This window comes from Streptomyces xanthochromogenes (genome assembly GCF_014650455.1).
Classification (GTDB): domain Bacteria; phylum Actinomycetota; class Actinomycetes; order Streptomycetales; family Streptomycetaceae; genus Streptomyces; species Streptomyces xanthochromogenes.
Genome location: NZ_BMUZ01000009.1, coordinates 151,417 through 176,924, shown reverse-complemented (window position 1 = coordinate 176,924; position 25,508 = coordinate 151,417). Strand labels below are relative to the sequence as shown.

The 25,508-nt window shown below is 68.0% G+C and carries 13 protein-coding genes and 1 pseudogene; 6 read left to right on the top strand and 8 right to left on the bottom strand.

The genetic code is table 11. The features are described 5' to 3' along the window. Positions 1 to 41: 41 nt before the first annotated feature. Entirely contained in the window at positions 42 to 695 is a 654-nt protein-coding gene (locus IE267_RS23530) for a TetR/AcrR family transcriptional regulator (protein WP_167155393.1), read from the bottom strand. Positions 696 to 888: 193 nt separating this feature from the next. Here IE267_RS23530 and IE267_RS23525 point away from each other — a divergent pair, with 193 nt between their 5' ends. After that, entirely contained in the window at positions 889 to 2,118 is a 1,230-nt protein-coding gene (locus tag IE267_RS23525) for an acyl-CoA dehydrogenase family protein (protein WP_161256414.1), read from the top strand. Between the two features lie 84 nt (positions 2,119 to 2,202). Here IE267_RS23525 and IE267_RS23520 read toward each other — a convergent pair whose 3' ends face one another. From IE267_RS23520 to IE267_RS23510, 3 genes are read right to left on the bottom strand one after another with little or no spacing between them, the layout of a single operon-like run. Then, positions 2,203 to 2,691 carry a glutathione peroxidase gene (locus IE267_RS23520; RefSeq protein WP_161256411.1) on the bottom strand — a complete coding sequence of 163 codons (489 nt, stop codon included), beginning with the start codon at positions 2,689 to 2,691 and terminating at the stop codon, positions 2,203 to 2,205. A 31-nt stretch (positions 2,692 to 2,722) separates the two neighbouring features. Then, a complete protein-coding gene (locus tag IE267_RS23515; protein ID WP_167155401.1) occupies positions 2,723 to 3,604 on the bottom strand; it encodes an acyl-CoA thioesterase in 882 nt (293 codons plus the stop codon). A gap of 34 nt (positions 3,605 to 3,638) precedes the next feature. Further along, positions 3,639 to 6,212: a DEAD/DEAH box helicase gene (locus tag IE267_RS23510; RefSeq protein ID WP_167155405.1), complete on the bottom strand. Its 2,574-nt coding sequence runs from the start codon at positions 6,210 to 6,212 to the stop codon at positions 3,639 to 3,641. Positions 6,213 to 6,296: 84 nt separating this feature from the next. Between IE267_RS23510 and IE267_RS23505 the strand changes: the two genes are divergently transcribed. Beyond that, positions 6,297 to 7,088, top strand: a complete 792-nt coding sequence (locus tag IE267_RS23505; RefSeq protein WP_100572880.1) for a metal-dependent hydrolase — start codon at positions 6,297 to 6,299, stop codon at positions 7,086 to 7,088. Between the two features lie 638 nt (positions 7,089 to 7,726). Here the strand turns inward: IE267_RS23505 and IE267_RS23500 are convergent. Both IE267_RS23500 and IE267_RS23495 read right to left on the bottom strand, forming a co-directional pair. Next, a complete protein-coding gene (locus tag IE267_RS23500; protein ID WP_189764582.1) occupies positions 7,727 to 9,508 on the bottom strand; it encodes an ABC transporter ATP-binding protein in 1,782 nt (593 codons plus the stop codon). Then, a complete protein-coding gene (locus IE267_RS23495) occupies positions 9,505 to 11,331 on the bottom strand; it encodes an ABC transporter transmembrane domain-containing protein (RefSeq protein ID WP_189764581.1) in 1,827 nt (608 codons plus the stop codon). The genes IE267_RS23500 and IE267_RS23495 overlap by 4 nt, the downstream gene beginning before the upstream one ends. Before the next feature lie 161 nt (positions 11,332 to 11,492). Between IE267_RS23495 and IE267_RS23490 the strand changes: the two are divergent. The 3 genes and pseudogenes from IE267_RS23490 to IE267_RS23480 all read left to right on the top strand — a co-directional run. Next, positions 11,493 to 12,317 (top strand): annotated as a pseudogene (locus tag IE267_RS23490) (peptide-N4-asparagine amidase); the annotation flags it as partial. 164 nt (positions 12,318 to 12,481) lie between these two features. Then, positions 12,482 to 13,222 (top strand): peptidoglycan-binding protein, encoded by a 741-nt coding sequence (locus IE267_RS23485; protein WP_268251570.1) that lies wholly within the window; start codon positions 12,482 to 12,484, stop codon positions 13,220 to 13,222. Between the two features lie 30 nt (positions 13,223 to 13,252). Next, complete coding sequence (locus IE267_RS23480; protein WP_189764579.1) at positions 13,253 to 13,507, top strand: hypothetical protein; 255 nt, start codon at positions 13,253 to 13,255, stop codon at positions 13,505 to 13,507. A 361-nt stretch (positions 13,508 to 13,868) separates the two neighbouring features. Here the strand turns inward: IE267_RS23480 and IE267_RS23475 are convergent, their stop codons facing one another. Together IE267_RS23475 and IE267_RS23470 are read right to left on the bottom strand one after the other, a co-directional pair. Continuing rightward, a complete protein-coding gene (locus IE267_RS23475; RefSeq protein WP_189764578.1) occupies positions 13,869 to 14,300 on the bottom strand; it encodes a hypothetical protein in 432 nt (143 codons plus the stop codon). A gap of 12 nt (positions 14,301 to 14,312) precedes the next feature. Then, positions 14,313 to 20,600 carry a NucA/NucB deoxyribonuclease domain-containing protein gene (locus IE267_RS23470; RefSeq protein WP_189764577.1) on the bottom strand — a complete coding sequence of 2,096 codons (6,288 nt, stop codon included), beginning with the start codon at positions 20,598 to 20,600 and terminating at the stop codon, positions 14,313 to 14,315. Positions 20,601 to 21,133: 533 nt separating this feature from the next. Here IE267_RS23470 and IE267_RS23465 point away from each other — a divergent pair. Next, the gene (locus tag IE267_RS23465) at positions 21,134 to 25,438 is read left to right on the top strand and encodes an FG-GAP-like repeat-containing protein (RefSeq protein WP_189764576.1); all 4,305 of its coding nucleotides are present in this window, start codon (positions 21,134 to 21,136) and stop codon (positions 25,436 to 25,438) included. Positions 25,439 to 25,508 lie beyond the last annotated feature (70 nt).

Here is a 25,508-nt window from a genome sequence, read left to right as displayed (position 1 = left end):
CGCGCCCTCAGGGCGCCCGCCCCGAACGCGCGGGGTGGGGGTCAGAACCCCGGGCCGCCCGCCCGGTCGCCCGCCGCCGCCAGGCGTCCCCACAGCAGGTCGGCCAGCGCCTGGACCAACTCGGCGCGGGAGCAGGGGCGTTCACCCAGCCACCAGTCGCCCGCCGCATGCATCATGCCGACGATCCCGTGCCCCCAGACCCGCGCGAGCACTTCGCTGCCCGGCCCGAGGTCGATCCGCTCCGCGATGACCACGCCCAGGTCCTCGCCCATGCGGCGCAGCAGCGGCGCCGAGTGCCGGCCCACGTCGAAGCCCTGCTCGGACTCGGGCGCCGGTGCGTCCTCGGCGGGGTGCATCAGGAACCGGTACACCTGGGGGCGCGCCTCGATCGCCGCGAGATAGGTCTCCAGCGTCGCCTCGACCCGCTCGCGCCGCTCGGCCGGTGCGTCGAGCGCGGCCCGCAGCGCGGAGAGCAGCGCGTCGGTGTGCCGCTTGGCGAGCGCCCGGTAGAGGCCGCCCTTGTCGCCGAAGTGCCGGTAGAGGATGGGCTTGGTGATGCCCGCCTCCGCCGCGATCGCGTTCATCGAGGCCTGTGGGCCGTCCCGGAGCACCACCCGGTCCGCCGCCTCCAGCAGCTCGCGCCGCCGGCGCTCCGCCGCCGTGCGCTGCTGTTCGGCCTGCTGTGTGGTCTCCATGGGTCTCTTCTCCCCGCCCGTACTGCGCGTCCCGCACTTGCGTCTTCCGTGGGTTTCCTGGTCTCGGAAGCCTTGCGCAACGTAACACTCCGCCCGCCCGCGGTGCTGCGGGGCCGATGCTCGGTTGACAGCGGCTACCCGCCGGTAACAGACTGCGGTTACCGCAAGTAACGCTTGGAGTGGTGGAGGGGACATGGCCGAGTTCACGATGGATCTCAACGACGACCAGAAGCAGGTCCGGGACTGGCTGCACGGCTTCGCCAAGGACGTGATCCGCCCCGCCGCCGCCGAGTGGGACGAGCGCGAGGAGACCCCCTGGCCGGTGATCCAGGAAGCCGCCAAGGTCGGAATCTACTCCCTCGACTTCTATGCTCAGCAGTTCTTCGACCCGACCGGCCTCGGCATCCCGGTCGCCATGGAGGAGCTGTTCTGGGGCGATGCGGGCATAGCGCTCTCCATCGTCGGCACCGGCCTGGCCGCCGTCGGCGTCCTCGCCAACGGCACCGAGGAGCAGATCGGCACCTGGATACCCCAGATGTACGGCGACGTGAACGACGTCAAGGTCGCCGCCTTCTGCTCCTCCGAGCCGGACGCCGGCTCCGACGTCGCCTCGATGCGCACCCGGGCCGTGTACGACGAGGCCAAGGACGAGTGGGTCCTCAACGGCACCAAGACCTGGGCGACCAACGGCGGCATCGCGGCCGTGCACGTCGTCGTCGCGGTCGTCGACCCCGAGCTCGGCTCCAAGGGCCACGCCTCCTTCATCGTGCCGCCGAACACCCCGGGCCTGACGCAGGGGCAGAAGTTCAAGAAGCACGGCATCCGCGCCTCACACACCGCCGAGGTCGTCCTCGAAGACGTCCGCGTCCCGGGCAGCTGCCTGCTCGGCGGCAAGGAGAAGCTCGACGAGCGGCTCGCCCGCTCCCGTGAGAAGGCCAAGGCGGGCGGCGGCGAGCGCGTGAAGAACGCCGCGATGGCCACCTTCGAGGCCTCCCGCCCGGCGGTCGGCGCGATGGCGGTCGGCACCGCCCGGGCCGCGTACGACTACGCGCTCGAATACGCCAAGACCCGCGAGCAGTTCGGCCGCCCGATCATCGACAACCAGGGCATCGCCTTCCAGCTCGCCGACATGCGCACCCAGATCGACGCGGCCCGCCTGCTGGTGTGGCGCGCGTCCTGGATGGCGACCACGGGCAAGAAGTTCGAGTCGGCCGAGGGCTCGATGTCCAAGCTGTACGCGAGCGAGACCGCGAAGAAGGTCACCGGCCAGGCGATCCAGATCCTCGGCGGCAACGGCTTCACCCGCGAGTACCCGGTGGAGCGCATGCACAGGGACGCCGCCATCTACACCATCTTCGAGGGCACCAGCGAGATACAGCGGCTCGTCATCGCCCGCACCCTGGCGGGCATGCCGATCCGCTAACGCGCGGAGCGCGGCCCCAAGATCCGGTCGAGGCCCAGGCGCCCCACCCTCGGACGAGGGCGGGGCGCCTTCGCGCGCAGGGGGTCAGGCGGGCAGGTTCGCCTCGACCAGCGCGACGACCTCGGGGGCCTCGGGCTCGGTACGGGGACGGATGCGGGCCGCCACCTCACCGGTGGGGGAGATCAGGAACTTCTCGAAGTTCCACTGGATGTCGCCGGCCTCGCCCTCGGCGTCCGCGGTCTTCGTCAGCTCGGTGTAGAGCGGGTGGCGGCCCTCGCCGTTCACGTCGGTCTTCTCCAGGAGCGGGAAGGTCACGCCGTACGTCGCCGAGCAGAACGTGCCGATCTCCTCGGCCGTGCCGGGCTCCTGGCCGCCGAACTGGTTGCAGGGAACGCCGAGCACGGTCAGGCCGCGCTCGCCGTACTGCTGCTGGAGCCGCTCAAGCCCCGCGTACTGCGGGGTCAGGCCGCACTTGGACGCCACGTTCACCACGAGCACCGCCCGGCCCTTGAAGTCGGCGAGCGAGGTCGGCTCGCCGGTCAGGGTGCGCAGCGGGATGTCGTACAGGCTCATCGGTAACTCCTTCTGGAAAAAGGTGAGTTGATCAGTCGGTGGCCGGGGTGAGGGGGCGGAAGAGCCCCTCCTGGACCACCGACACGAGCAAGTGGCCCTCGCGGTCGTAGATCCGGCCGCGGGCCAGGCCCCGGCCGCCCGTGGAGACCGGGGACTCCTGGTCGTACAGGAACCACTCGTCGGCCCGGAAGGGGCGGTGGAACCACATCGCGTGGTCGAGCGAGGCCATGTCGAAGCCGCGCGGCCCCCACAGCGGCTCGACCGGGATGCGCACCGCGTCCAGGAGCGTCATGTCGCTCGCGTACGTCAGCGCGCAGGTGTGCACCAGCGGGTCGTCGCCGAGCGGGCCCACCGCACGCATCCACACCGCGCTGCGCGGATCGGCGCCCTTGATCTCCTCGGGCGTCCAGCGCAGCCGGTCCACGTACCGGATGTCGAACGGCTGGCGGCGCGCCATCCGCTCCAGGGCCTCCGGCAGCGCGCCCAGGTGCTCGCGGATCTCCTCGGTGACCGTGGGCAGCGACTCCGGCTCGGGGAAGTCCAGACGCGGCGGCAGCTGGTGCTCGATGCTGCCGGGCTCCGGGCGGTGGAAGGAGGCCGTCAGATTGAAGATCGTGCGGCCCTGCTGCACCGCCGTGACCCGCCGCGTGGTGAAGGAGCGACCGTCGCGGACCCGCTCCACCTGGTAGACGATCGGCACGCCCGGCCGGCCCGGACGCAGGAAGTAGGCGTGCAGCGAGTGCACCGGGCGCTCGCCGTCCGTGGTGCGCCCGGCCGCGACGAGGGCCTGGCCCGCGACCTGGCCGCCGAAGACCCGCTGGAGGGACTCCTCGGGGCTGCGGCCGCGGAAGATGTTGACCTCGATCTGCTCCAGGTCGAGCAGATCGACGAGTCTCTCCGCCGGGTTGGTCATGTCGTCGCGGTCCTTCCGGAACAGGGGGTGTGGGTCACAGTTCGCCGACGTCGGTGACGCGCAGCACCGCACGGCCCTCTTCGTCGGAGGCCGCCAGATCGACCTCCGCGCTGATGCCCCAGCCATGGTCGCCGTTCGGGTCGGCGAACGCCTGACGGACGCGCCAGAGCCCGTGCGCCGCGTCCTCCTCGATGGAGAGCAGCTTGGGTCCGCGCGCGTCGGGGCCGGTACCGAGGTCGTCGTACTCGTCCCAGTACTTGTCCATCGCCTCGCCCCACGCGTCCGCGTCCCAGCCGGACTCCGCGTCCAGCTCGCCGAGCGCCGTGAGGTTGTCCAGGGCCGCCAGCTCCACCCGGCGGAACATCGCGTTGCGCACGAGCACCCGGAAGGCGCGGGCGTTGGCCGTGACCGGCTTGACCTCGTCGGCCTTCTCCTGGGCCTCCTCGGCGGTCTGCACCTCGGGGTTGGCGAGCTGCTCCCACTCGTCGAGGAGCGAGGAGTCGACCTGGCGGACCATCTCGCCGAGCCAGGCGATCAGGTCCTCCAGGTCCTCGGTCTTCAGATCGTCCGGGATGGTGTGGTCGAGCGCCTTGTACGCGCTCGCCAGATAGCGCAGGACGATGCCCTCGGTGCGCGCCAGCTCGTACCAGGACGTGAACTCCGTGAAGGTGAGCGCCCGTTCGTACATGTCACGGATGACGGACTTCGGCGACACCGGGTGGTCACCGACCCACGGGTGCGACTTCTTGTAGACGTTGTACGCGTGCCACAGGAGCTCCTCCAGCGGCTTCGGGTACGAGATGTCCTGGAGCCGCTCCATGCGCTCCTCGTACTCGACCCCGTCCGCCTTCATCTGTCCGACGGCCTCGCCGCGCGCCTTGTTCTGCATCGCGGCGAGGATCTGGCGCGGGTCGTCCAGGGTCGACTCGACGACCGAGACCATGTCGAGCGCGTACGACGGCGACTCGGGGTCCAGGAGGTCGAAGGCGGCGAGCGCGAACGTCGACAGGGGCTGGTTCAGCGCGAAGTCCTGCTGGAGGTCGACGGTGAGCCGGATCGTGCGGCCCTCGGCGTCCGGCGTGTCCAACTGCTCCACCACGCCGCCGTCGAGCAGCGAGCGGTAGATCGCGATGGCCCGGCGGATGTGCCGCAGCTGCGCCTTGCGCGGCTCGTGGTTGTCCTCCAGGAGGTGGCGCATCGCCTCGAAGGCGTTGCCCGGCCGGGCGATCACCGAGAGCAGCATGATGTTGGTGACCCGGAAGCGGGAGGTCAGCGGTTCCGGCTCGGAGCCGATCAGCTTCTCGAAGGTGGTGTCCGACCAGCCCACGAAGCCCTCGGGGGCCTTCTTGCGGACCACCTTGCGGCGCTTCTTCGGGTCGTCGCCGGCCTTGGCGAGCGCCTTCTCGTTCTCGATGACGTGCTCGGGCGCCTGCGCCACGACATAGCCCGCGGTGTCGAAGCCGGCCCGGCCCGCGCGCCCCGCGATCTGGTGGAACTCGCGGGCCCGGAGGGTGCGTACGCGGGTGCCGTCGTACTTCGTCAGGGCCGTGAACAGCACCGTGCGGATGGGGACGTTGACGCCGACGCCGAGGGTGTCGGTGCCGCAGATGACCTTCAACAGGCCTGCCTGCGCCAGCTTTTCGACCAGACGGCGGTACTTGGGCAGCATCCCCGCGTGGTGCACGCCGATGCCGTGCCGGACGTAACGGGACAGGTTCTGGCCGAACTTGGTGGTGAAGCGGAAGTTGCCGATCAGATCGGCGATCTTGTCCTTCTCCTCGCGCGTACACATGTTGATCGACATCAGCGACTGCGCTCGCTCGACCGCCTGGGCCTGCGTGAAGTGCACGATGTAGACCGGCGCCTGCCGGGTTTCGAGCAACTCGGTCAGCGTCTCGGTGATGGGCGTCGTCACGTACTCGTACGAGAGCGGCACGGGCCGGCTGGCCGAGCGGACGACCGCGGTCTCGCGGCCGGTGCGGCGCGTCAGGTCCTTCTCGAACATCGAGACGTCGCCGAGCGTGGCGGACATCAGGACGAACTGGGCCTGCGGGAGTTCCAGGATCGGGATCTGCCAGGCCCAGCCGCGGTCGCCCTCGGCATAGAAGTGGAACTCGTCCATGACGACCTGGCCGACGTCGGCGTGCTTGCCGTCGCGCAGCGCGATCGAGGCGAGGACCTCGGCGGTACAGCAGATGACGGGGGCGTCCGCGTTGACGGAGGCGTCACCGGTCAGCATGCCGACGTTCTCGGTGCCGAAGAGCTTGCACAGGTCGAAGAACTTCTCCGAGACCAGCGCCTTGATCGGCGCGGTGTAGAAGGTGACCTCGTCCCGGGCCAGCGCCGCGAAGTGCGCACCCGCCGCGACCAGGCTCTTTCCCGATCCCGTGGGGGTGGAGAGGATCACGTTGGCCCCGGACACGACCTCGATCAGCGCCTCCTCCTGGGCCGGGTACAAGGTGATGCCCTGGCCCTCGGCCCAGGTGGAGAAAGCCTCGAAGAGGGCATCGGGGTCGGCACTCGGCGGCAGCTGATCGATAAGGGTCACGCCCCCATCTTGCCTGGCGCGGGGCCCGAAGCGGGAACCGGCCACCGGCGCGAAGATCATCGCAGGTAGGCTGCCAGCTCGGCCCGTCCGCGGACGGGCCGTCAACTGGGTTGCTGAGCAAGAGGAATGGGGCGGGGCACGGCCATGATGGGACCAGCGCACTCACTGTCGGGGGCCGCGGCCTGGCTAGGGGTGGGCGCGGCCGCGGCCGCCACCGGGTACGCCATGCCGTGGCCGGTACTGGTCGTGGGAGCCCTGATCACGGCGGGGGCGGCGCTCGCGCCCGACCTCGACCACAAGTCGGCGACGATCTCGCGCGCCTTCGGGCCGGTGTCCAAGGCGCTGTGCGGCATCGTCGACGACCTCTCGCACGCGGTCTACAAGGCGACCCGGGGCCCCGGCGACCCGCGCCGCAACGGCGGTCACCGCACGCTGACCCACACCTGGCTGTGGGCCGTCCTGATAGGGGCGGGTGCCTCGGCGGCGGCGGTGTTCGGCGGGCGCTGGGCGGTCCTGACCATCCTCTTCGTCCATCTGGTCCTCGCGGTGGAAGGCCTGCTGTGGCGGGCCGCCCGCGTCTCCAGCGACGTCCTGGTGTGGCTGCTCGGGGCGACCAGCGCGTGGATCCTGGCCGGCGTCCTCGACAAGCCCGGCAACGGCTCGGACTGGCTGTTCACCGGCCCCGGCCAGGAGTACCTCTGGCTGGGCCTGCCGATCATTCTCGGCGCCCTGGTGCACGACATCGGTGACGCGCTGACCGTCTCGGGCTGCCCGATCCTGTGGCCGATCCCGCTCGGTCGCAAGCGCTGGGCGCCGCTCGGGCCGCCCAAGGCCATGCGCTTCCGTGCGGGCAGCTGGGTCGAGCTGAAGATTCTGATGCCGGCGTTCATGGTGCTGGGCGGGGTGGGCGCGGCGGGGGCCCTGAACTTCATCTGAGGCCGGGCCCGCCTCGGGGGGCCGCCTCCGAGGGCCGCCTCCGGCGGGGATCGCCCCGCCCCACCCCTTCCCGAAACCCTCCGGGGGCATGGGTGGCGCGCCGCCGACCACAGCAGACCGTGCGTGGCCGCTCGCGCAGTTCCCCGCGCCCCTGAAGGCCCACCGGGCCCCGCCAGGGGCGCGGAAAAGGGCGGAGGGGTCTTCGGTTGTGCGGGCGCCGGCGATGAGGTGCCCTTTGAGGGGCGCGGGGAACTGCGCGACGAGCCCGGCGCGGTCCGCGGAATGAGCGTGAAGCGGGGCTTGGGTGTGCGGGCGCCGGCGATGAGGTGCCCTTTGAGGGGCGCGGGGAACTGCGCGACGAGCCCGGCGCGGTCCGCGGAATGAGCGTGAAGCGAGGCTTGGGTGTGCGGGCGCCGGCGATGAGGTGCCCCTTGAGGGGCGCGGGGAACTGCGCGACCAGCCCCGCACGGTCCGCAGGGACAGCGAACAAGTCCGCCAGGAATAGCGAACAAGTCCGCCAGGAATAGCGAACAAGTCCGCCAGGGACAGCGAACGGGGGCCCGGGGCCCAGCCCCGGTGGGCCGGGGAGGGGAGGGGGCCCGGTACCGGGTGCCGAGCCCCCTGCCGCGCGCCGCAGGCTATCCGTGCCAGGAGCGCCAGAGCGCCGCATACGCGCCACCCGCCGCCACCAACTCCTCATGGCTCCCCAGCTCCACGATCCGGCCGGCCTCCACCACCGCGATGACGTCCGCGTCGTGCGCGGTGTGCAGCCGGTGCGCGATCGCCACCACCGTGCGGCCGTCCAGGACGCGGGCCAGCGAGCGCTCCAGATGGCGGGCCGCGCGCGGGTCCAGGAGCGAGGTCGCCTCGTCCAGGACCAGCGTGTGCGGGTCCGCGAGGACCAGCCGGGCCAGCGCGATCTGCTGGGCCTGGGCCGGGGTGAGGGACAGTCCGCCCGAGCCGACCTCCGTGGCGAGCCCGTCGGCGAGGGCCCGCGCCCATCCGTCCGCGTCGACCGCCCCGAGCGCCGCCCACAGCTCGGCGTCCTGCGCGCACGTGCGGGCGAGCAGGAGGTTGTCCCGCAGCGAGCCCACGAACACGTGGTGCTCCTGGTTGACCAGGGCGACGTGCTCGCGCACCCGCTCCGCCGGCATCCGCGACAGCTCGGCCTCGCCCAGCGTGACCCGCCCCTCACGCGGTGAGTAGATCCCCGCAAGGAGCCGCCCCAGGGTCGACTTGCCGGCGCCCGAGGGGCCCACCAGGGCGACCCGGGTGCCCGGAGCCACCGAGAGCGACACCTCGTGCAGCACGTCCACGCCCTCGCGGTAGCCGAAGCGGACCTCGTCCGCCGCGACGTGGCGTCCCTCGGGACGCACCCCCGCGTCCCCCGTGTCCGGCTCGATGTCCCGGACGCCGACCAGCCGCCCGATCGACACCTGGGCGACCTGGAGCTCGTCGTACCAGCGCAGGATGAGCCCGACCGGCTCGACCAGCATCTGGGCGAGCAGCGCGCCCGTGGTGAGCTGGCCGACCGTGATCCAGCCCTTGAGGACGAAGACCCCGCCGATCGTGATCACCGACACCATGATCGTCATATGCGTGATGCTGACCACGGGGAAGAGCACCGACCGCAGCCACAGCGTGTACCGCTCCCACGCGGTCCACTCCTTGACCCGCTGGTCGGACAGGGCGATCCGGCGCGCGCCCAGACGGTGCGCCTCGACCGTGCGCCCCGCGTCCACCGTCTCGGTCAGCGCGGAGGCGACCGCCGCGTACCCTGCGGCCTCCGAGCGGTAGGCCGCAGGGGCCCGCCGGAAGTACCAGCGGCACCCGGTCACGAGCACCGGCAGCGCGATCAGTACCGCGAGTGCGAGGGGCGGAGCCGTGACGCCGAGCGCGCCGAGCAGCAGCGCCGCCCACACGACGCCGATGGCGAGCTGCGGCACGGCCTCGCGCATCGCGTTGGCCAGGCGGTCGATGTCCGTGGTGATCCGGGACAGCAGATCGCCCGTACCGGCCCGTTCCAGGACGCTCGGCGGCAGCCCCACCGACCGCACCAGGAAGTCCTCGCGCAGATCGGCCAGCATCTCCTCGCCCAGCATCCCGCCGCGCAGCCGCACCATCCGTACGAACACCGTCTGGATGATCAGCGCGGCCGCGAACAGGGCCGCCACTCGGCCCAGTTGAAGGTCGCGCGACCCGTTCGACAGGTCTTCCACGACGCCGCCGAGCAGGTAGGGGCCGACCATCGACGCGACGACGGCGACGGCGTTGACCGCGACCAGGATCGTGAACGCCCTGCGGTGGCGCCGCATGAGTTCGCGCACGTACGCGCGGACCGTCGCCGGGGTGCCCACCGGCAGGGTGGTGGCCGACTGCGGGGCCGCCGGGTCGTACTCCGGTGCTGCCACGCCGATCATGCCGTCTCCTCCACTTTCTCCATGGCCGGGGCGGTCTGCCGCCGCATCGCCTTCGGCCCGTCCTCGTCCGTCTCACGTGTGACCACCGCCCGGTAGCGGGCGTCGGTGTGCACCAGCTCGCGGTGCACACCGACCGAAGCGACCTCGCCGTCGTGCACGAACACGATCCGCTCGGCCAGGTCGAGCAGGAGCGGCGACGACGTGAACACGACCGTGGTGCGCCCGGCCCGCAGCCGCCGGATGCCCGCCGCGACCCGCGCCTCGGTGTGCGAGTCGACCGCCGAGGTCGGCTCGTCCAGGACGAGGACCTCCGGGTCGGTCACCAACGACCGTGCCAACGCCAGGCGTTGACGCTGACCGCCCGAGAGCGAGCGCCCGCGCTCGGTGATCCGGGTGGCCATCGGGTCCTGCCCGGGGTCCACCGACGCCTGCGCGAGGGCCTCCAGTACGTCGCCGCACTGCGCAGCCGCCAGCGCGTCCGCCGCCTGGACCTGTCCGGACGACGGCACGTCGAGCAGCTCGCGGAGCGTGCCCGAGAGCAGCACCGGGTCCTTGTCCTGGACGAGGACCGCGGTGCGGGCGCTCTCCAGCGGCAGCCCGTCGAGGGCCACCCCGCCGAGCAGCACCGAGGACTCCCCGGCCGATTCGGCGGGATGCCCGCCGAGCCGGTCCGCGAGCCGTCCGGCCGCGTCCGGGTCGCCGCAGACCACGGCCGTGAGCCGGCCCTCGGGTGCCAGCAGCCCGGTCACCGGGTCGTGCAGGTCGCCCGACGGCGGAACCGCGGACGGCCCGGACGGCACCCCCGTGTCCGTCCCGGCCGGGTCGGTGACCCGCTGGATCGCGAGCACCCGTGCGGCCCGCTTCGCGGAGGGGCGCGAGAACGAGTACGCCATCGCGATCTCCTCGAAGTGCTGCAGCGGGTACATCATCAGCGTCACCGCGCTGTACACGGTGACCAGTTCGCCCACCGAGATCCGTCCCGCGAGCGCCAGGTGGGCGCCGTACAGGACGACCGTGATGAGCAGCAGTCCGGGCAGCAGCACCTGGACCGCCGAGATCAGCGACCACATGCGGGCGCTGCGCACGGCTGCCCTGCGGACCTCCTGCGAGGCCTCGCGATAGCGGCCGAGGAACAGCTCCTCGCCGCCGATGCCGCGCAGGACCCGCAGGCCGGCGACCGTGTCGGACGCCAACTCCGTTGCCCGGCCCGCCTTTTCGCGCTGGGCGTCGGCGCGTCTGGTGGCGCGCGGCAGCAACGGCAGGACGGCCAGGGCGAGTACGGGTACGCCGATCGCGACGACGATGCCGAGCGCGGGCGCGTAGACCAGCAGCCCGACACAGATGATCACCAGTGCGGCGGCGGCCGCGGCGAAGCGCGAGAGCGCCTCCACGAACCAGCCGATCTTTTCCACGTCACCGGTCGACACGGCCACCACCTCGCCCGCCGCGACCCGGCGCGTGAGCACCGAGCCGAGCTCGGCCGTCTTGCGGGCGAGGAGCTGCTGCACCCGGGCGGCCGCGGTGATCCAGTTGGTGACCGCCGTGCGGTGCAGCATCATCTCGCCGAGCGCGATGGCACAGCCGAGCAGCACGTTCAGGCCCGCGGCGAGCGCCAGCCGGTTGCCGGAGCGGTCGATGGCGGCCTGTACGGCGAAGCCGACGGTCAGCGGCAGCCCGGCGATGCCGCACTGCTGGAGCAGACCCCAGCCGAGGGCCTTGAGCTGCCCGCCGAGCTGGTTGCGGCCCAGCCAGTAAAGGAAGCGGGGACCCGAGCGGACATCCGGTTCGCCTGGATCCGTGTAGGGGAGATCGCGAATCTGCATGGCGTCCCGGGGTTCCTTGCATCGAGGGGTGGAAGCCGTGCAAGGTTCGCTCTTTCCTGTTGCTGATTTCAATCGATTTTTCCGCGTTGGGGCCCGGAACCCGCCATGGCCCGGGCTCCGGGTCTGGCGCCCCGGCCGCGCTCGCGCTTCACTCCTGACCCATGAGACGACGAAGGATCATGTCCATGCTCGGCGGCCTCACGCTGGCCGCCGGACTGCTGCTCGGCGCGGGCCCGGCCCACGCGGCCGACGCCCCGCCCGCCGAGTTCGGCACCGACTGGCACGACCCGCTGACCGCGGCGCCGCCGGTGGCGAAGCCGCACACCAAGTCCTGCCAAGTCACCCTGGCCGAGGCCCAGTTCCGCGACTTCACGCCGTACCGGGGGAGTTACACCCCGCCCAGGGGCTGCGGCGACCGCTGGAGCAAGGTGGTGCTCCGCCTCGACGGCAAGGTCAAGGGTCGTCAGTACGACCGGCTCGGCTACCTCCACGTGGGCGGCACCGAGGTGCTGCGCACCTCCACGCCGGAGCCCTCGGTGGACGGCATTGCCTGGAACGTCGAGAAGGACGTCACCCGCTACAGCCCCGTCCTCCGCTCCGCCCAGCCCGTGGAGATGCTCATCGGCAACACCGTCGACGACACCTACACCGGCGTCATCGACGTCAAGGTGACCCTCACCTTCTACGCCGCCGACCGCCGCACTCCCGCCGCCGCGACCCCCGACACCGTGCTCCCGCTGGATGCCGCGCAGGTCACCACGTCGCGCAACACGGAACGCGTCGTGGCCGAGGTCTACGCGACCGGCTCGGGCGGCGGCTGCGAGGAGTTCTGGTACCTGGCCGTGCCCGAACCCGCCCCGTACTCCTGCAAGGCCGCGGCCGGGCCCAACCGCGAGGTGCGGATCAAGGTGGACGGCCAACTCGCAGGGCTAGCGGCTCCGTTCCCCACCGTATGGACGGGCGGCTGGTCCAACCCCTTTCTCTGGCAGGGGTTGGGGACGAGTTCCCGCAGGTGAAAGGCTCGCAGCACGTGCAGTCGGGCACTGCTCGGGCACATGGGCGTACCGGGTGCCCGCCGACGTGATACTTGCAGGGCCGAAGCGGGTCGGCTGAGTCGTCAGCCCGAGCGGGCCACGGCTCCTGGGGTCCGATGAACGGTGTCGTGATCCATCACACCGGCGACTACTCCAGCCAGGCTCAGATGGTCGACCTCTGCTACGCCGGCTACTCCGGCCTGCCGGGCCCGCTGTGCCACACCGTGATCGACAAGGCAGGCACCTGCAACATGGTCGGCTGGGGCCGGGCGAACCATGCCGGCCTTGGCGACGACGACGTCCTCCAGGCCGTCATCGACGAACGGGCCCTGCCCGCCGACAACGAGGTGAACACCGACGGCAACAGCCGTTTCTACGGCACCGAGCTGATCAACACGGGTGACGGCAGGGACACGTGGCCCGAGGCCCAGGTGGACGCGGCCGCGCGCTGGGCCGCCGCGCTGTGCCGGGCGCGTGGCTGGAGTCAGCGGTCCGTGATCGGCCACAAGGAATGGCAGCCGGGCAAGCCCGACCCCTCCTTCTTCATGAACGACTTCCGCGCCCGCGTCGCGCGCTACCTCAACGGCGGCTCCTCCGGCGGAAAGCCGACCCCGAGCCTTCCTGCGTTCCCCGGCGCCTCGGCGTTCGGGAACGGCAAGGTCAACGACTCGATTCTTCTTCCCGGCCAGCAGCTCGTACGCAAGGGATACGGCCGCCACTACAAGGTCGGCCCCTCCCGGGACTGGGGTGAGGCCGACCGCCAGAACACCGAGGACTTCCAGCGCGCCCAGGGCTGGACCGGCTCCGACGCCGACGGCTACCCCGGCCCGGAAACCTGGCGCCGACTCTTCAGCTGACCCCACCCCCAGAACAAGGAGCACCACCACATGAACGTGTACGCCTCACTGCTGCGCACGGGGGTGCCGGTCGCAGTCGGCTGGCTCATCGCCGTGGCTCTACGGCATGGCATCGACCTCGATGAGACGGCCGTGACCGGAGTCCTCACGCCCGTGGCTTCCTTCGCCTACTACGCGGTCTTCCGTTTCGCCGAGGAGCACCTGTCTGCGCGCTTCGGCTGGCTTCTTGGCTATACGCGGCCGCCGAAGTACGAGGCGGCACCGTATCCGCTGCCCCGCGTCTGACTATGACCGCCGGAAGAGCACAAACTGATCCTCACCGGTAGTACCTGAGGGAGACCTCTAACTGGTCGGCGCTGCGCGTGGGCACCCAGAATCTTACAACGCCCAATAATTCAAATGGCGCTCAATTAGAAGGCTCGGCTGGGATTACCCGGCCGAGCTTTCTGCGTGGCTCACTCGCCACCTGAAACCAGCTCGTGGTGTGACGACAACTCAAGGTAGCCGGCACGTAGCCCCATTTGCGGAGCCACGAAGAAGGTAACGGGGGGCCACCCGCCTCGGTGGCCCCCCTACTCGAACGCCGACTCTATTTCCGATCGGAGGTCAGCCCAGAAAAACCGGCGGCCGTTCGATGTAAGAGCAGTTACTCTACGGAGACTGTTTTGATCTCTCCGCCTGCGGCAAGCCATTCCGCTTCGTCGAGGCAAAGAGCTACCGTATGCGGATGAGGCTTACCTTCCACAAAAACCCGCACGTTCCACTTGCCTGTGCGGGGCATGAAGAGATCCTCTTCTTCGAAATCCCCGATGCGGGTGATCGACAGAAAAGATGAGCGGAAAACCATGGCATGTTCTAGCACGAGTCGCCCGTTCGGCATGTTGGGTTCGCCTACATAGACGCGCGCTTCGACATCTCCAGCCGAGTCATTCTGTGTTGCGACAAAGATTTTGCCAGGAAGGGAAATGGTCACCTCGTTGCCGGTTTCGGCGACGGGGTTATCTTCGGTTTCGTAGTCCTGGAACGCCACCAGTCCGTGCTGCGTCGAAAGATGGCGTTTCAATACCAGCTTGCCCATAGGGGTCTCCTTCTACGGTGCGGCGTAGCCGCCCTTTACTCGACGAACGTTGATTACGGCGACAAGGTAGGGATCCCCTGCCTTGACCTTGTTTGAGGTGAGGAAGGCTGAGAGTTCTGTTCCTTGCTGTCTCTGCTCCCACTCGGGTACGCCTCTAGTTTGGGCGCCGATCCCACCTTCCATACTACTGGCGAACGGGTACTCATCGCAGCTGCCGGGTGACTTCCAGGCGGCCATGCAACCGGCCAACTCGCGATTGCGGTCGATCTCCTTACCTCCCCTATTCCGATGGAGCATGAATGGGTGTCCGGCGTCAATTGCCGACTGGTCATTGATGGCAATCTCTGGAGTGCTTTTTCCGTCCACGATAAGTACCGGGAGGTTAGCGCAGTCAGTGATTGCTAGGCCGTACGACGACTGGCAGTTCGCTACCAGGTTCTTGTATTCGTCCTCGGAGAGTCGGTCAGGCTTGCTGAGGTTTATAAACTTCCACCAATCGATATTAATAGTCTTGTCGAGTTGGCTCAGGATTCCAAGAATTCCACCGAATATGGGCCGTACTGGTGTGGTCGTCACTAGTTCGCCCAGTATGGACTTTCTTCCCCCCCTGGGGGGTCTATTATCCTTCGGCCACTTCTTCCCGTATTTCCCGCTCCATGTTTCTCCCTGTACAATGTTCGGCGCCACATATTCATCTTCGAATATGTCTTGCGCTCCGCAGTCGTCGGAGCACTTGCGCATTGCGTTTAGGCCCGTGGGGTCCTTCTGGGTTACGGGATTGTTCTCGGCGTAGTTGTATCCGTTTAGGGATTGCGGTTTTTCCGGTACGAGGACTGGGTCGACGGAGATGAAGCGACCCGTCATTGGGTCGTACTCCCGTGCGCCAAGATGGGTGAGGCCACTGTCGGCGTCCTTGGTGCCCCCGACGAATCCCTTGTCTCCGGTCCAGTTCGTGGGCTGGTCGCCCCGGGTTGCACCGAAGATGGTGGCTTTACGGCGAGTGACGCTCTGGGCGGCGTCGGCTGAGATCTGGCTGTTGACGGTGCCTTGGTGGTCGTCGAGGAGGTAGGTGAGTTTGCCGCCGGTGCGCATGGCGACGGTCTCTCCTGCGGCGCTGTAGTAGCGCGTGCCCGTGACGCGGCCGCCTTGGTCGGCGTGGAGTTCGTTTCCGCCGGGGAGGTAGAGGGTGACGCCAGTGGAGTCGCGTCGGATGAGGCGCTGTCCGTCGCTGTCGTACAGGTAGCTGCTGGTGTTGCTGCCGTCTGTGAGGGTCCTGAGGTGTCCTTCGTCATCCCAGGTCAGGGTTTGCGTGCCCGGCCCGATGGAGCGGGTTGTGGTGTTGCCGTCTGCGTCATACGTGAAGGTCTCGTCGTGGGCCCTGGGGCCTGATTGCGTGACCTTGGTCAGGTTGTGCTTCCCGACGTCGGAGGTTGCGTATGTGCGCGTGATCTCAGAGGACGGTCCTGAAGCAGTCGCGTGTTGACTCTCGGTCTTGCGGTTGCCTACGGGGTCGTAGCTGTAGCTGGTCCAGTAGGCGTCCTGGCCGCCGACCGCGGCGGCTGATGGTGCGCTGGCGCACTGTTCGCCGGTGTTGGTCCAGGCTTCTGTGATGCGCTGGAGGGCATCGGTGGTGAAGCACTGGGTGTCGGTGGTGCGGGCTGCGTCCTGGCCGATGGCGGTGGCTATCGAGGTGATGTTGCCGGCCGGGTCGTAGGTGTATTTGGTGTCGTCGACGCGCTTGGGTGCGGTGTCCTTGTCGGTGATGACGCGGTTGGGGCGGCCCGTGTGGTCGTCGTACTCGGTCGTGGACCATACGTGCTGGCCGAAGGCGCCGTACTCCAGGCGGGTGGCGCGGCCGTAGTGGTCGTAGGTGACGTCCGAGAGCAGCGGGTCGTTGCCGGCGTGCGCCGTGTTGGGCAGTCCGTGAACGGCCGTGTAGCTGGTGTTGACGGTCTCCTCAGGCAGGTCGGCGAGGGCGGGCTGGTAGAGATCGGTGAGCTGGTTGCTGTTGGCGTTGTACTGGGCGTACCACTCGTAGGTGCCGGCCAGCTTGCCTTCGCTGGCAGGCACCGTCACGGCGGTGTCATTGGGGTTGTAGAGGTCGTCGTAGCTTTTGACCTCGGAGGTGAAGGCATTGGTGCCGTCGTACCGAGTTGTCTTCGCGGGTTTGCCCTTGGCCGCGGTGTCGTAGGTCCAGGTGGCCAGCGTGGCCGTGTCCTTCTTCCGCGCGGTGGGCCGTCCGAGAGCGTCGTAGTCGGTGTGCAGGGTGATGCCGCGGGCGTCGGTGACGTCGGTGGCACGGTCGCCCTGGTCATAGACGGTGTCGGACGCGCCCTTGTCGGGATCCACGACGTGTGTCTGGCGGCCGCGTGTGTCATACCGGTAGGTCCACTTGGCGCCGGACGGGTCGGTGAGCTGTTCCAGGCGTCCGAGGCTGTTGTACGTATACAGCGTGGACTGGAAGTTCTTGCTGTCCGCGTCGGTGTACTGCCTCTGCTCGATGGTGCGGCCCAGAGCGTCCACGACGGTTGTGGTGGTGGTGCCGCCCCTGGGCGGGACGATGGTGGTGGTGTCACCCGTATAGCGCGTGGTGCTGCGGGTTATCTCGTCGCCGAATCGCTTGCTGATCGAGGCCACGGTGCGGCCGGCGCCGTCGAAGATGGTCTCGGCGGAGGCCGGGTAGTCCGAGGACTCGGCGCCGGTCACCAGTACGGGTTCGGCCTTGCCCGTCGCGTAGTAGGTCCCGGAGGATCGGTTGGTCTCACCACGGGTGTTGTAGAACATCTCGGTGATGAGTCGGCCGGAGCGGTCGGGGGACTCTGTCTGGGTCTCCCGGGGGCGCAGGAGGCCGTCGTAGAAGGTGTAGGTGGTTTCTCGTGCGTCGTCGTGCGTGAGCTTCGTGCTGGTGACGACGTTGGGGGCGTCGTTGCGGATCAGGTAGTCGAACGTGTAGTTGGGCGAGTTGCGGTACTCGCTCGCTGAACGCGTGGGGATCCAGGTCTTGGTGACACGGCCGAGGCCGTCGTAGGCGTTGGTGGTGACCTTGCCGTTGGCGTCGGTGACCTGCGTCGGCTGCCCTCGCTGCGGATCCAGCAGAGTGGTCACGGTATGGCCCAGGGGGTTGGTGTCCAACTTCTTTGTGGCGGGTTCACCGGCAGCCGGGGTGAAGGCTGTGGTCGTGATCTTCCCGTAGGCGTCCGACGATGCCAGTGTCCTGCCGTACTGGTCATAGCAGAGCGCGGTCTTGAGCGGGCCGCAGGTGCTGGGGACGGAGCTGACCGTGTCGTAGCCCTGGCCGCTACCCTTGATCTTTTCGGTCTTGCTGACGTCGCCCTTGGTTGGGGCTGTGGTCACGTCGGTGTGGTTGTCGTAGTACGTGCGGGTGTCGTCGATGGTGGTGTCGCTGGCTGCACCGACCGCCTTGTCGCACGGCAGAGCGACCGTCTTGGTCTGTGAGACGGTGTCCAGCAGCCATATTGCGGTGTTGCGCACGTAGGTCGTGGTGGTGCACTGCTCGTCACCCGACTTCCCGGTATCGCCGCTTTGGGAGACGGTGTCCGGCATTCCGTAGCTGTCGTAGTGACGGATCAGCTCCGTCGTGCGAGTGCCGTCACTGACGGTGGTGCGGGTGGATTCCTTCTCGGTCCCGGTGTGGAAAGCCTGCAGGTCCGGCAGCCCGGTGCGGGTACGGCTGGTGGTGCTGCCGGAGCGCCAGGGAGTGTAGGAGGTGGCGGAGACGAGGTCCCCGCCGTCGCCGTTGTAGGTGGCGGTCTCTCGTTTCATGCCGGCGAACTGCTCGCGGTCGGTCACGCTGACATCGGCGGAGTCCTTCACCGCGGCGCCGTCGATACCCCGGAAGTAGCGGGTCTCGGTGAGCGTCCGCTGTTCCTTGCCGGCGCCCTTGCGGGTCTGGACCCGCTCGTAGCCGCGGGCGACCGAGAACGTGCGGTCCTCCGGTTTGGTGAACTCGTCCGTGCTCTTGGCCCACTTGGCGCCACCGAGATAGCTGTACTCGGTCACCGTGTCCGGGGTGGTCGCCAGGTTGTCGCCTTCGATGACGCGCTGGACGACGTAGGAGTTGAACCAGTCCTGCTTGGCGTTCTCGTTTTCGAAGTGCCACTTCACGGGGAAGCAGCGGGTGGTGTTCGTGCCGTCTGCGGGCGGAAGAGTGGCAGCGGTGCAGTCGGAGTCGAGGTAGTCGACGCCGATGGTGGCACCCGACTCCGTGGTGATCTGCGACATGCGCAGCCGGATGTACGGGGCCAGGCCGTCACCGGTCTTGTCGACCCGGTTGGGCTTGCCTTGACCGATGAAGGTCACGGGCGGCACAGGCGTGGTGTTGCCGCCGGCCTTGCCCGTTCGTTTGATGGACTTCAGCCACATCGGATACGAGATGCCGTCTCCGGCATCAGTGGCAAAGTTCTGATCAAGGGCCCAGGAGTCGACATCGCTGTAGGCGCCCCCGCTCAGAACCCGTGTGGTGATGTTGGTGAGCCGCTTACGTGTCCAGAATGTCGGCGAGAACTGGCCCTCGCACTCAGTGGCACCGTCCTTGCAGTACAGGTCGAAGGGGACGTCCGGCCAGTTCAGCCGATTGGCCTCGTCAAAGGAGCCGCATGTGGTGAGGCAGCGTTCGTCGACATCAAACTTGACCTGGCCCATGGCTTTGGCCGTGTAGACGCTGTCGGAGCGCAGGCCGTAGTCGATGTGGTCGAGCCATCCGCCCCGTACGTACGAGGTGCGCGTGGCCTTGCCGGTACTCTCGGTGACGTTGCGGCCGTAGTTGTTGGTCTCGGTGTTCCAGTAGTAGGACATGGCATTGCCGTGCAGGTCGACGACGTAGTCGAGCTGCCAGCGCCATGCCTGCTGGCACCAGGCGGAGGCGAAGGAAGCGTTGTAGCAGGGTTCACCGGACTGGTTGCCGAAGACAGGCACCGTCCAGGTGGAGTTGGTGACCGGATCGGGGTCGACCTTGTCCTTGGTATCGGGATTGTCAGCCCGCCAGCCGGGGAGCTTGTTCAGGCCGAAGAAGTACTGGGTGCCGTCGGGCGTGGTGATCTTCCAGTGCTCGCCCGCCCCTCCTTCGCCGTTGGCTCCGGCCGTGCCCTTGTCGCCGTTGTCGGCGCCGGTGAGCTTCTCGACCTTCTCGCCCGAGTCGTCAGCGGGATGCCAGCCGGTGGTCTTGTCGTAGACCAGCTCGGTGTTCTTGCCGTTGAGTGACAGCGTGGCGTTGTCGTTGTACCAGCACTGGTCGCCGACCTTGCTGGTGTTGGTGCTGCCGGTCTTGTCATCGACGCACGGCTTGTAGCGACGCTCGATGAAGCCGGGTTCCATCGACCAGCCGTCACCGAGCCAGCCGGACTGACTGTTTGACGCGGCGGTCTTACCGTCGACGGCCTGGGAGCTGTAGTTCAGACCCAGTGCGGGCAGGAGGCTCCCAGGGACCGACGGCACGCTGATCGGGTAGGACCAGTTGAAGGCTCCGCCCGACCCACCGGCGCTCCAGGCCCCGGAAGCCGCCAGCGGAGTGGCTTTGTAGTCGCCGGAGCCGCCAGAGCTGCCCGCGGTGGCAGCGAGCACTGTCGCACCGCTGGCCGCGCTGCGGGCGAACATCGGTGCGGCGCCTGCCAAACCGACGTTGGCGGAGAGTGTGTTGGCCTTGGTGTTGTTAGTCGTCACCAGCGGCGTGCCGACGCGGCACTTGGCCTCGTCGGGCGTGGTGAGAGCACAGGCCGGGAGCTCGACCAGGCGAAGGCGGGACGCCCAGTCGCCCCCGTATGCGCCCTTGAAAGCCGTGTAGTCCACCTCGACCTGCGTCGAGCCGGGCCTGGTGCTGTTGTCAGTCCGGCTGACGGACAGAAGCAGCCCATTGACACCGGCCTTTTGCGCCGCCGCACGGTCTGCGATCCGGACCTGCACCTTGGCTGGGTCTGTCTGGTTGAAGCCTTGGCTGCCCGTACCGGTCGTGACGGAAACCGGCAGAGAGCCTGCTCTCTTCTTGGCCGTTGGCCGTTCGGCAGACCGGAGATCACGCTTCGCATCCGCACCCCCGGGGGCGAGATCAACCTCGGCGGTGCCAGCAGACGGCCAGGTCACCTCGGGCTTCTTCCACGGCGTGGCCGCGGCGTCCTTCCGCTTCATCCCGCCCGGCTGCGCCCTCTCCACTGGCACAGCTCTCGGCTGTTTGAGCCCCGGTAGACCGGGATCCTTCCCTTGTGCTACCGACATTGTCGGCAGCACCCCCACCATGATTGCAGCGGCCGCAGAAACGGCCAGTGCGCGCATGCCGAAACGGCTCACGTCCCACCCCTTGCGCATCCTAAAAATGATCGCCGGAGCGTACCAAGCCGTGTAAATAAGCTGTCAACTTACCGTTTTTACGGGCAGAGGAAAAAGAATAGGGTAGCGCCGCTGGAGCCCATGCCCGCCCGCTTACATCATCTTTACATCTCGATGATGGTGCAGGTCAAGAGGGTTGATGGTTTGAAACCTAAGAGATACCTGTGCGTCCAATTTGAGGTGAACAGTCACAAGTGTGGGCGTTTGTTGATGTGGAGGCAATGTGGCGAGATCGGAAGTTGGTGGCCCGTCTCGGCAGTTGATTCCGGCCCTATAGAGTCGCCTTCAATTTGCTCTCCTCGGAAAGGATGGATGAGGTGTACAGGCGACAAGCCAGAATCTGGCCGAGATACCACTCGCGTATACGTGCCGCGTCCGCGCTCCTCGCTGCGGCGGTCGTTGCCCCCGCTGTGGTGGCGCTGCCGGCAGCAGCGGCCCCGCACACGGTCGCGCCCCTTGCAGCGGCAGAACCGGATCCGGTGGCACGTGGTGTTGTGACCAGGGAGGAGTACGCGCTGCAACAGGCCAAGTCGTCCGGCCAGCCTTATGAGCTGACGTCGGCGCGTACCGAGGCCACGGACACGTGGGCCCAGCCCGATGGTTCGTTCATGGTGCGCCAGTACGGCCAGGCGGTGCGGGTGTGGCGGGACGGGGCGTGGGTGGCGACGGACCCCACGCTCGTGTTCGCGTCGGACGGATCCGTGGTGCCGAAGGCCTCGACGGTCGCGGTGAAGTTCTCCGGTGGCGGCACCGGGCCGATGCTCTCGGGCGCCAAGGACGGCCGAACGCTGACGCTGTCCTGGGCCAAGCCGCTGCCCAAGCCCACCCTGAACGGCAACGTGGCAACCTACCCGGAGGTGTTGGCCGGGGTGGACCTGCAACTGAAGGCCGACATCGAGGGATTCTCGCAGCTGCTGGTGGTCAAGACGGCAGAGGCGGCGAAGAACCCGGAACTGGCCCAGCTGCAGTTCGCCACGAACACCGTCGGCCTGGACATCGCCAAGGACGACGAGACCAAGTCGCTGGTCGCAACGGACCCGTCCGGGCAGACGGTGTTCACGAGCCCCGCCCCGCTGATGTGGGACTCCAGCACCCCGAAGAACCCCCCGACTCCCGCTGCGGCCCCGCTGGCCAAGCGTGCGCTGGCCGCAGGGGAGGCCGCCAGCGCACCCGCCGACAGCTTCGAACCCGGCGCCGGAGCCAAGGACGCCCAGATGGGTACCGAGATCAGCGGTGGCAAGCTGGACATCACGCCGGACCAGAAGCTGCTCACCGGATCCGACACCACCTACCCGGTGTACATCGACCCGACCTGGGGCTGGGGAGACCGGCAGAAGTGGAGCTGGACCCGCGTCTACGACCGCTACCCCAACACCTCGTACTGGAACGCCAATGAAGTCGTGCGCGTCGGTCATGAGAGCGACACCAACGGCACCTCACACTCATACTTCCGCGTCGACACCACCTACGTGAGCGGCGCGCAGATCCAGAAGGCCACCTTCCGGCTGCGCAATGTGTGGTCCTGGTCCTGCGATGACGCGCCGGCCCTGTTGTTCCGTACCGGAGACATCTCGCCCGCTACGACCTGGAACAACGAGCCGAAGAAGATCGGCGGTGAGCTGTCCCGGTCCAAGGAATCCAAGGGCTGGAACTCCACGCGGTGCCCGGCAGGCAACCTGGAGTACGACGCCACATCCGCGATGCGAGCCAGTGCGGCAGCCAACGAGACAAGCCTCACCTTGGGCCTGTTCCCGGAGAGCGAGACCGACGAGTACCAGTGGAAAAAATTCGACCAGAAGACAGCCGTACTGGAGGTGCAGTACAACAACCCGCCCCAGACGCCCTACAACCTCACCACCAGCCCGGCGACCAGCTGCGACGCAGGTGGCACCATTGGCAACACCCCCATCAGCCTGTCCGCGCAGGTCAAGGACAAGGACAAGGGCAACCTCAAGGCGCACTTCCAGGTCTTCAAACAGGGCGTAACGAAGGCGGTGGTCGACACCGAGATCCCTGCGCTCAACAACCGCTACGCCTCCGTGGTCCTTCCCGGCGAGGCCGTTCCCAGTGGCACCTACACCTGGAAGGTGCAGACCCGAGACCAGGACAACGCGACCTCGGACTGGACCAAAACCTGCAAGTTCTCCGTGGACCGAGAACGCCCCAGCCAGCCCCCCACGATCACCTCGACCGTGTTCCCCAACGGTGACGCCGGTTGGCCTGACGAGCCCAACGGCAATGTGAACGACGACGGTCACTTCACCTTCGGCCCCAACGGCGTGAAGGACGTGGTGGCCTACCACTGGTGGACCGACACCGACCCTCGTGTCAACGTCGCCCAGGTCGGCAGCGCCTGGACCACCGAGGCCTCACCGCCGAATGCCGGGCCCCACCTCGTCTATGCCTTCAGTGTCGACAAGGCGGGCAATCGCTCCGACACCGCCAGCTACCTGTACTACGCCGACCGCAACCAGGCGCGGGACCAGCCCGGCGACCTCAACGGAGACACGTTCAAGGACATCTGGAGCGTCGACTCCAACGGCACCCTCCTGACGTACGCCGGCCACGGCAACAAGGAATTCTCCGTCGCCGCCAACGGGGGCGGAGCTTTCCCCGGGCAGCAAGTGACCGCCAGCGACGACTGGAACGAGGACGACAAGAACGACCTCATCGCCCTGGAGCGCAACAGCGAGTCCGGCAAGAACACCCTGCGGATGTACCCGAACAACGGCCGCGGGGTCATCAACCCCCAGGACGAGGACGTCAGAACCCTCAAGGTCGCCTGCCCCAAACCAGGCGTGATCCCGCCCAAGTGCCGCCAGACTCCCGGCTGGACAGGCGATGACCACTGGTCGGACGCCGAGCAGGTCCTGAGCGGTGACTTCAACAAGGACCTCATGCCCGACCTGCTCGTCAAGCAGGGCAAGCAACTCTGGGTGTACTACGGCAACCGAACCCAGAACCTCGACACCGTCCGCACCCACCCCATTCCTGTTGGCGGAAACGACTGGGACCAGTACACCCTCGTCGCACCAGGCGACCTCAACAAAGACGGCCGCCCCGACCTGCTGATGCGCAAGAACAGCAGCGGAGAGCTCTACCGCGCCTACGGCGAAGCCGATCCTCTCGACCCCAACGCCGTCGTGAACTATGCGACATGGGGTGTTGACGGGCACCGCACGAAGATCGGTAACCTGGCACTACCGCAAGCTGCCTATCCGACCCTCGGCTCCTCCGGCGACTTCGATGGCGACGGCATCGCCGATCTGTGGGGCCGCAAGGCCGACAACACCGTGACCGGCTGGCCCGGCCAGGTCACCGGCAACGCTCTCACCGGCTTCGGGCAGCCGTTCACCATCGACGGCTCCATCGGCGGCCGTCGCATCACCCCCGGTACCCGCCTCACCTCCGGCCAGTCCGTCGCCTCGAACTCGGCGAAGTTGACCATGCAGGCCGACGGTAACCTGGTCATCACCTCGAACGCCAACACGGTGATCTGGGCGTCCAACACCGGCGGAAACCCGGGCGCCACCGCCCTCGTCCAGAACGACGGCAACATCACCGTCAACAAGGCCGCCGACGACTCCACCTCTCTGTGGAGCACCAACCAGGCCACCATCGGCAAGCCCGAGCACCTGGCCGACGGCTACGTCATGCTCCAGGACCGCGGCAACCTCATCATCGACAACGCCAAGGGCCAGGCCCTGTGGTCCAGCGGCACCGCGATCCGCCACGACTACAACGGCGACGGGCGCAGCGACATGGCGTCCTGGTACACCTACAGTGACGGGCACGCCGCGTTCCAGTCGTTCCTGACGAACTCGGACGGCACCTTCAACGCCCCGTTCGGTTCCTACAGTTCGGGCATCGGCAGCTGGAACGTGAACAAGATGCGGTTCGCGACCGGCGACTACAACGGAGACGGCCGCGGGGACGCGGCGATGACCTACGACTACGGCGACGGCCTGATGCGGGTCTTCACCGCCTTCGGTAAGCCCGACGGTGGCTTCGAGGCCCCCGTCGTCTCCTACACCTCCGCCAAGGGCAGCTGGTACTCCGAGAGCATGAGCCTCCAGTCGGGCGACTTCAACGGCGACGGCCGCGACGACCTCGCCATCTGGTACTCCTACGCCGACGGATCCGACCGCCTGTTCACCCTCACCGCCGACGTCCGCGGCGGCTTCAACCCGCCCTTCGAAGGCACCGCACTGCCCGCCGGCTGGTGGGACGTGAAACACAGCAAGGTCGTCACAGGAGACTTCAACGGCGACGGCCGCGACGACATCGCCGCCCTCTACGGATACGACGACGGCACCCTCAAGATGCACACCTTCCTCGCCGGCCCCACCGGAGCCTTCCAGCCGGACCTCACCTCCTGGGGCAGCACCATCACCTCCTGGGGCGACTGGAACCGCACCTACCTCCAGGCCGGCGACTTCAACGGCGACGGCATCGACGACATCATCACCTGGTACGACTACTCCGACGGCAGCGACGCCATGCACACCCTGGTCGCCACCAGCACCCGCGACGGCAAGTTCAACACCCCCACCCAGGCCTGGAAGTCCGCCCCCGGCAACTGGGACCACAACCACATGATGATCACCACCGGCGACTTCAACGGCGACGGCCGCGACGACGTCGGCGCCATGTACGGCTACAGCGACGGCATCAGCCGCATGTTCACCTGGACCACCAAGCCCGACGGCACCCTCAACGGCGCCGCCCCCGGCTACACGTTCAACACCCCAGCCAATTGGCACTACGAAGCCAACACCATCCTCAGGCCCTACAACTAGATCCACCAATCAGTGCCACGGCCCCGCCCGGACGTCTACACCGCGGCGGGGCCGCGTCATGCCCATCAAT

Bases quoted from the DNA above. Each gene is read 5' to 3' on its own strand.
- IE267_RS23475 (WP_189764578.1), bottom strand. From the start codon at position 14,300: ATGGGCAAGCTGGTATTGAAACGCCATCTTTCGACGCAGCACGGACTG.
- IE267_RS23515 (WP_167155401.1), bottom strand. From the start codon at position 3,604: ATGACCAACCCGGCGGAGAGACTCGTCGATCTGCTCGACCTGGAGCAG.
- IE267_RS23525 (WP_161256414.1), top strand. From the start codon at position 889: ATGGCCGAGTTCACGATGGATCTCAACGACGACCAGAAGCAGGTCCGG.
- IE267_RS23500 (WP_189764582.1), bottom strand. From the start codon at position 9,508: ATGATCGGCGTGGCAGCACCGGAGTACGACCCGGCGGCCCCGCAGTCG.
- IE267_RS23510 (WP_167155405.1), bottom strand. From the start codon at position 6,212: ATGATCTTCGCGCCGGTGGCCGGTTCCCGCTTCGGGCCCCGCGCCAGG.
- IE267_RS23485 (WP_268251570.1), top strand. From the start codon at position 12,482: ATGAACGGTGTCGTGATCCATCACACCGGCGACTACTCCAGCCAGGCT.
- IE267_RS23505 (WP_100572880.1), top strand. From the start codon at position 6,297: ATGATGGGACCAGCGCACTCACTGTCGGGGGCCGCGGCCTGGCTAGGG.
- IE267_RS23530 (WP_167155393.1), bottom strand. From the start codon at position 695: ATGGAGACCACACAGCAGGCCGAACAGCAGCGCACGGCGGCGGAGCGC.
- IE267_RS23495 (WP_189764581.1), bottom strand. From the start codon at position 11,331: ATGCAGATTCGCGATCTCCCCTACACGGATCCAGGCGAACCGGATGTC.
- IE267_RS23480 (WP_189764579.1), top strand. From the start codon at position 13,253: ATGAACGTGTACGCCTCACTGCTGCGCACGGGGGTGCCGGTCGCAGTC.
- IE267_RS23520 (WP_161256411.1), bottom strand. From the start codon at position 2,691: ATGAGCCTGTACGACATCCCGCTGCGCACCCTGACCGGCGAGCCGACC.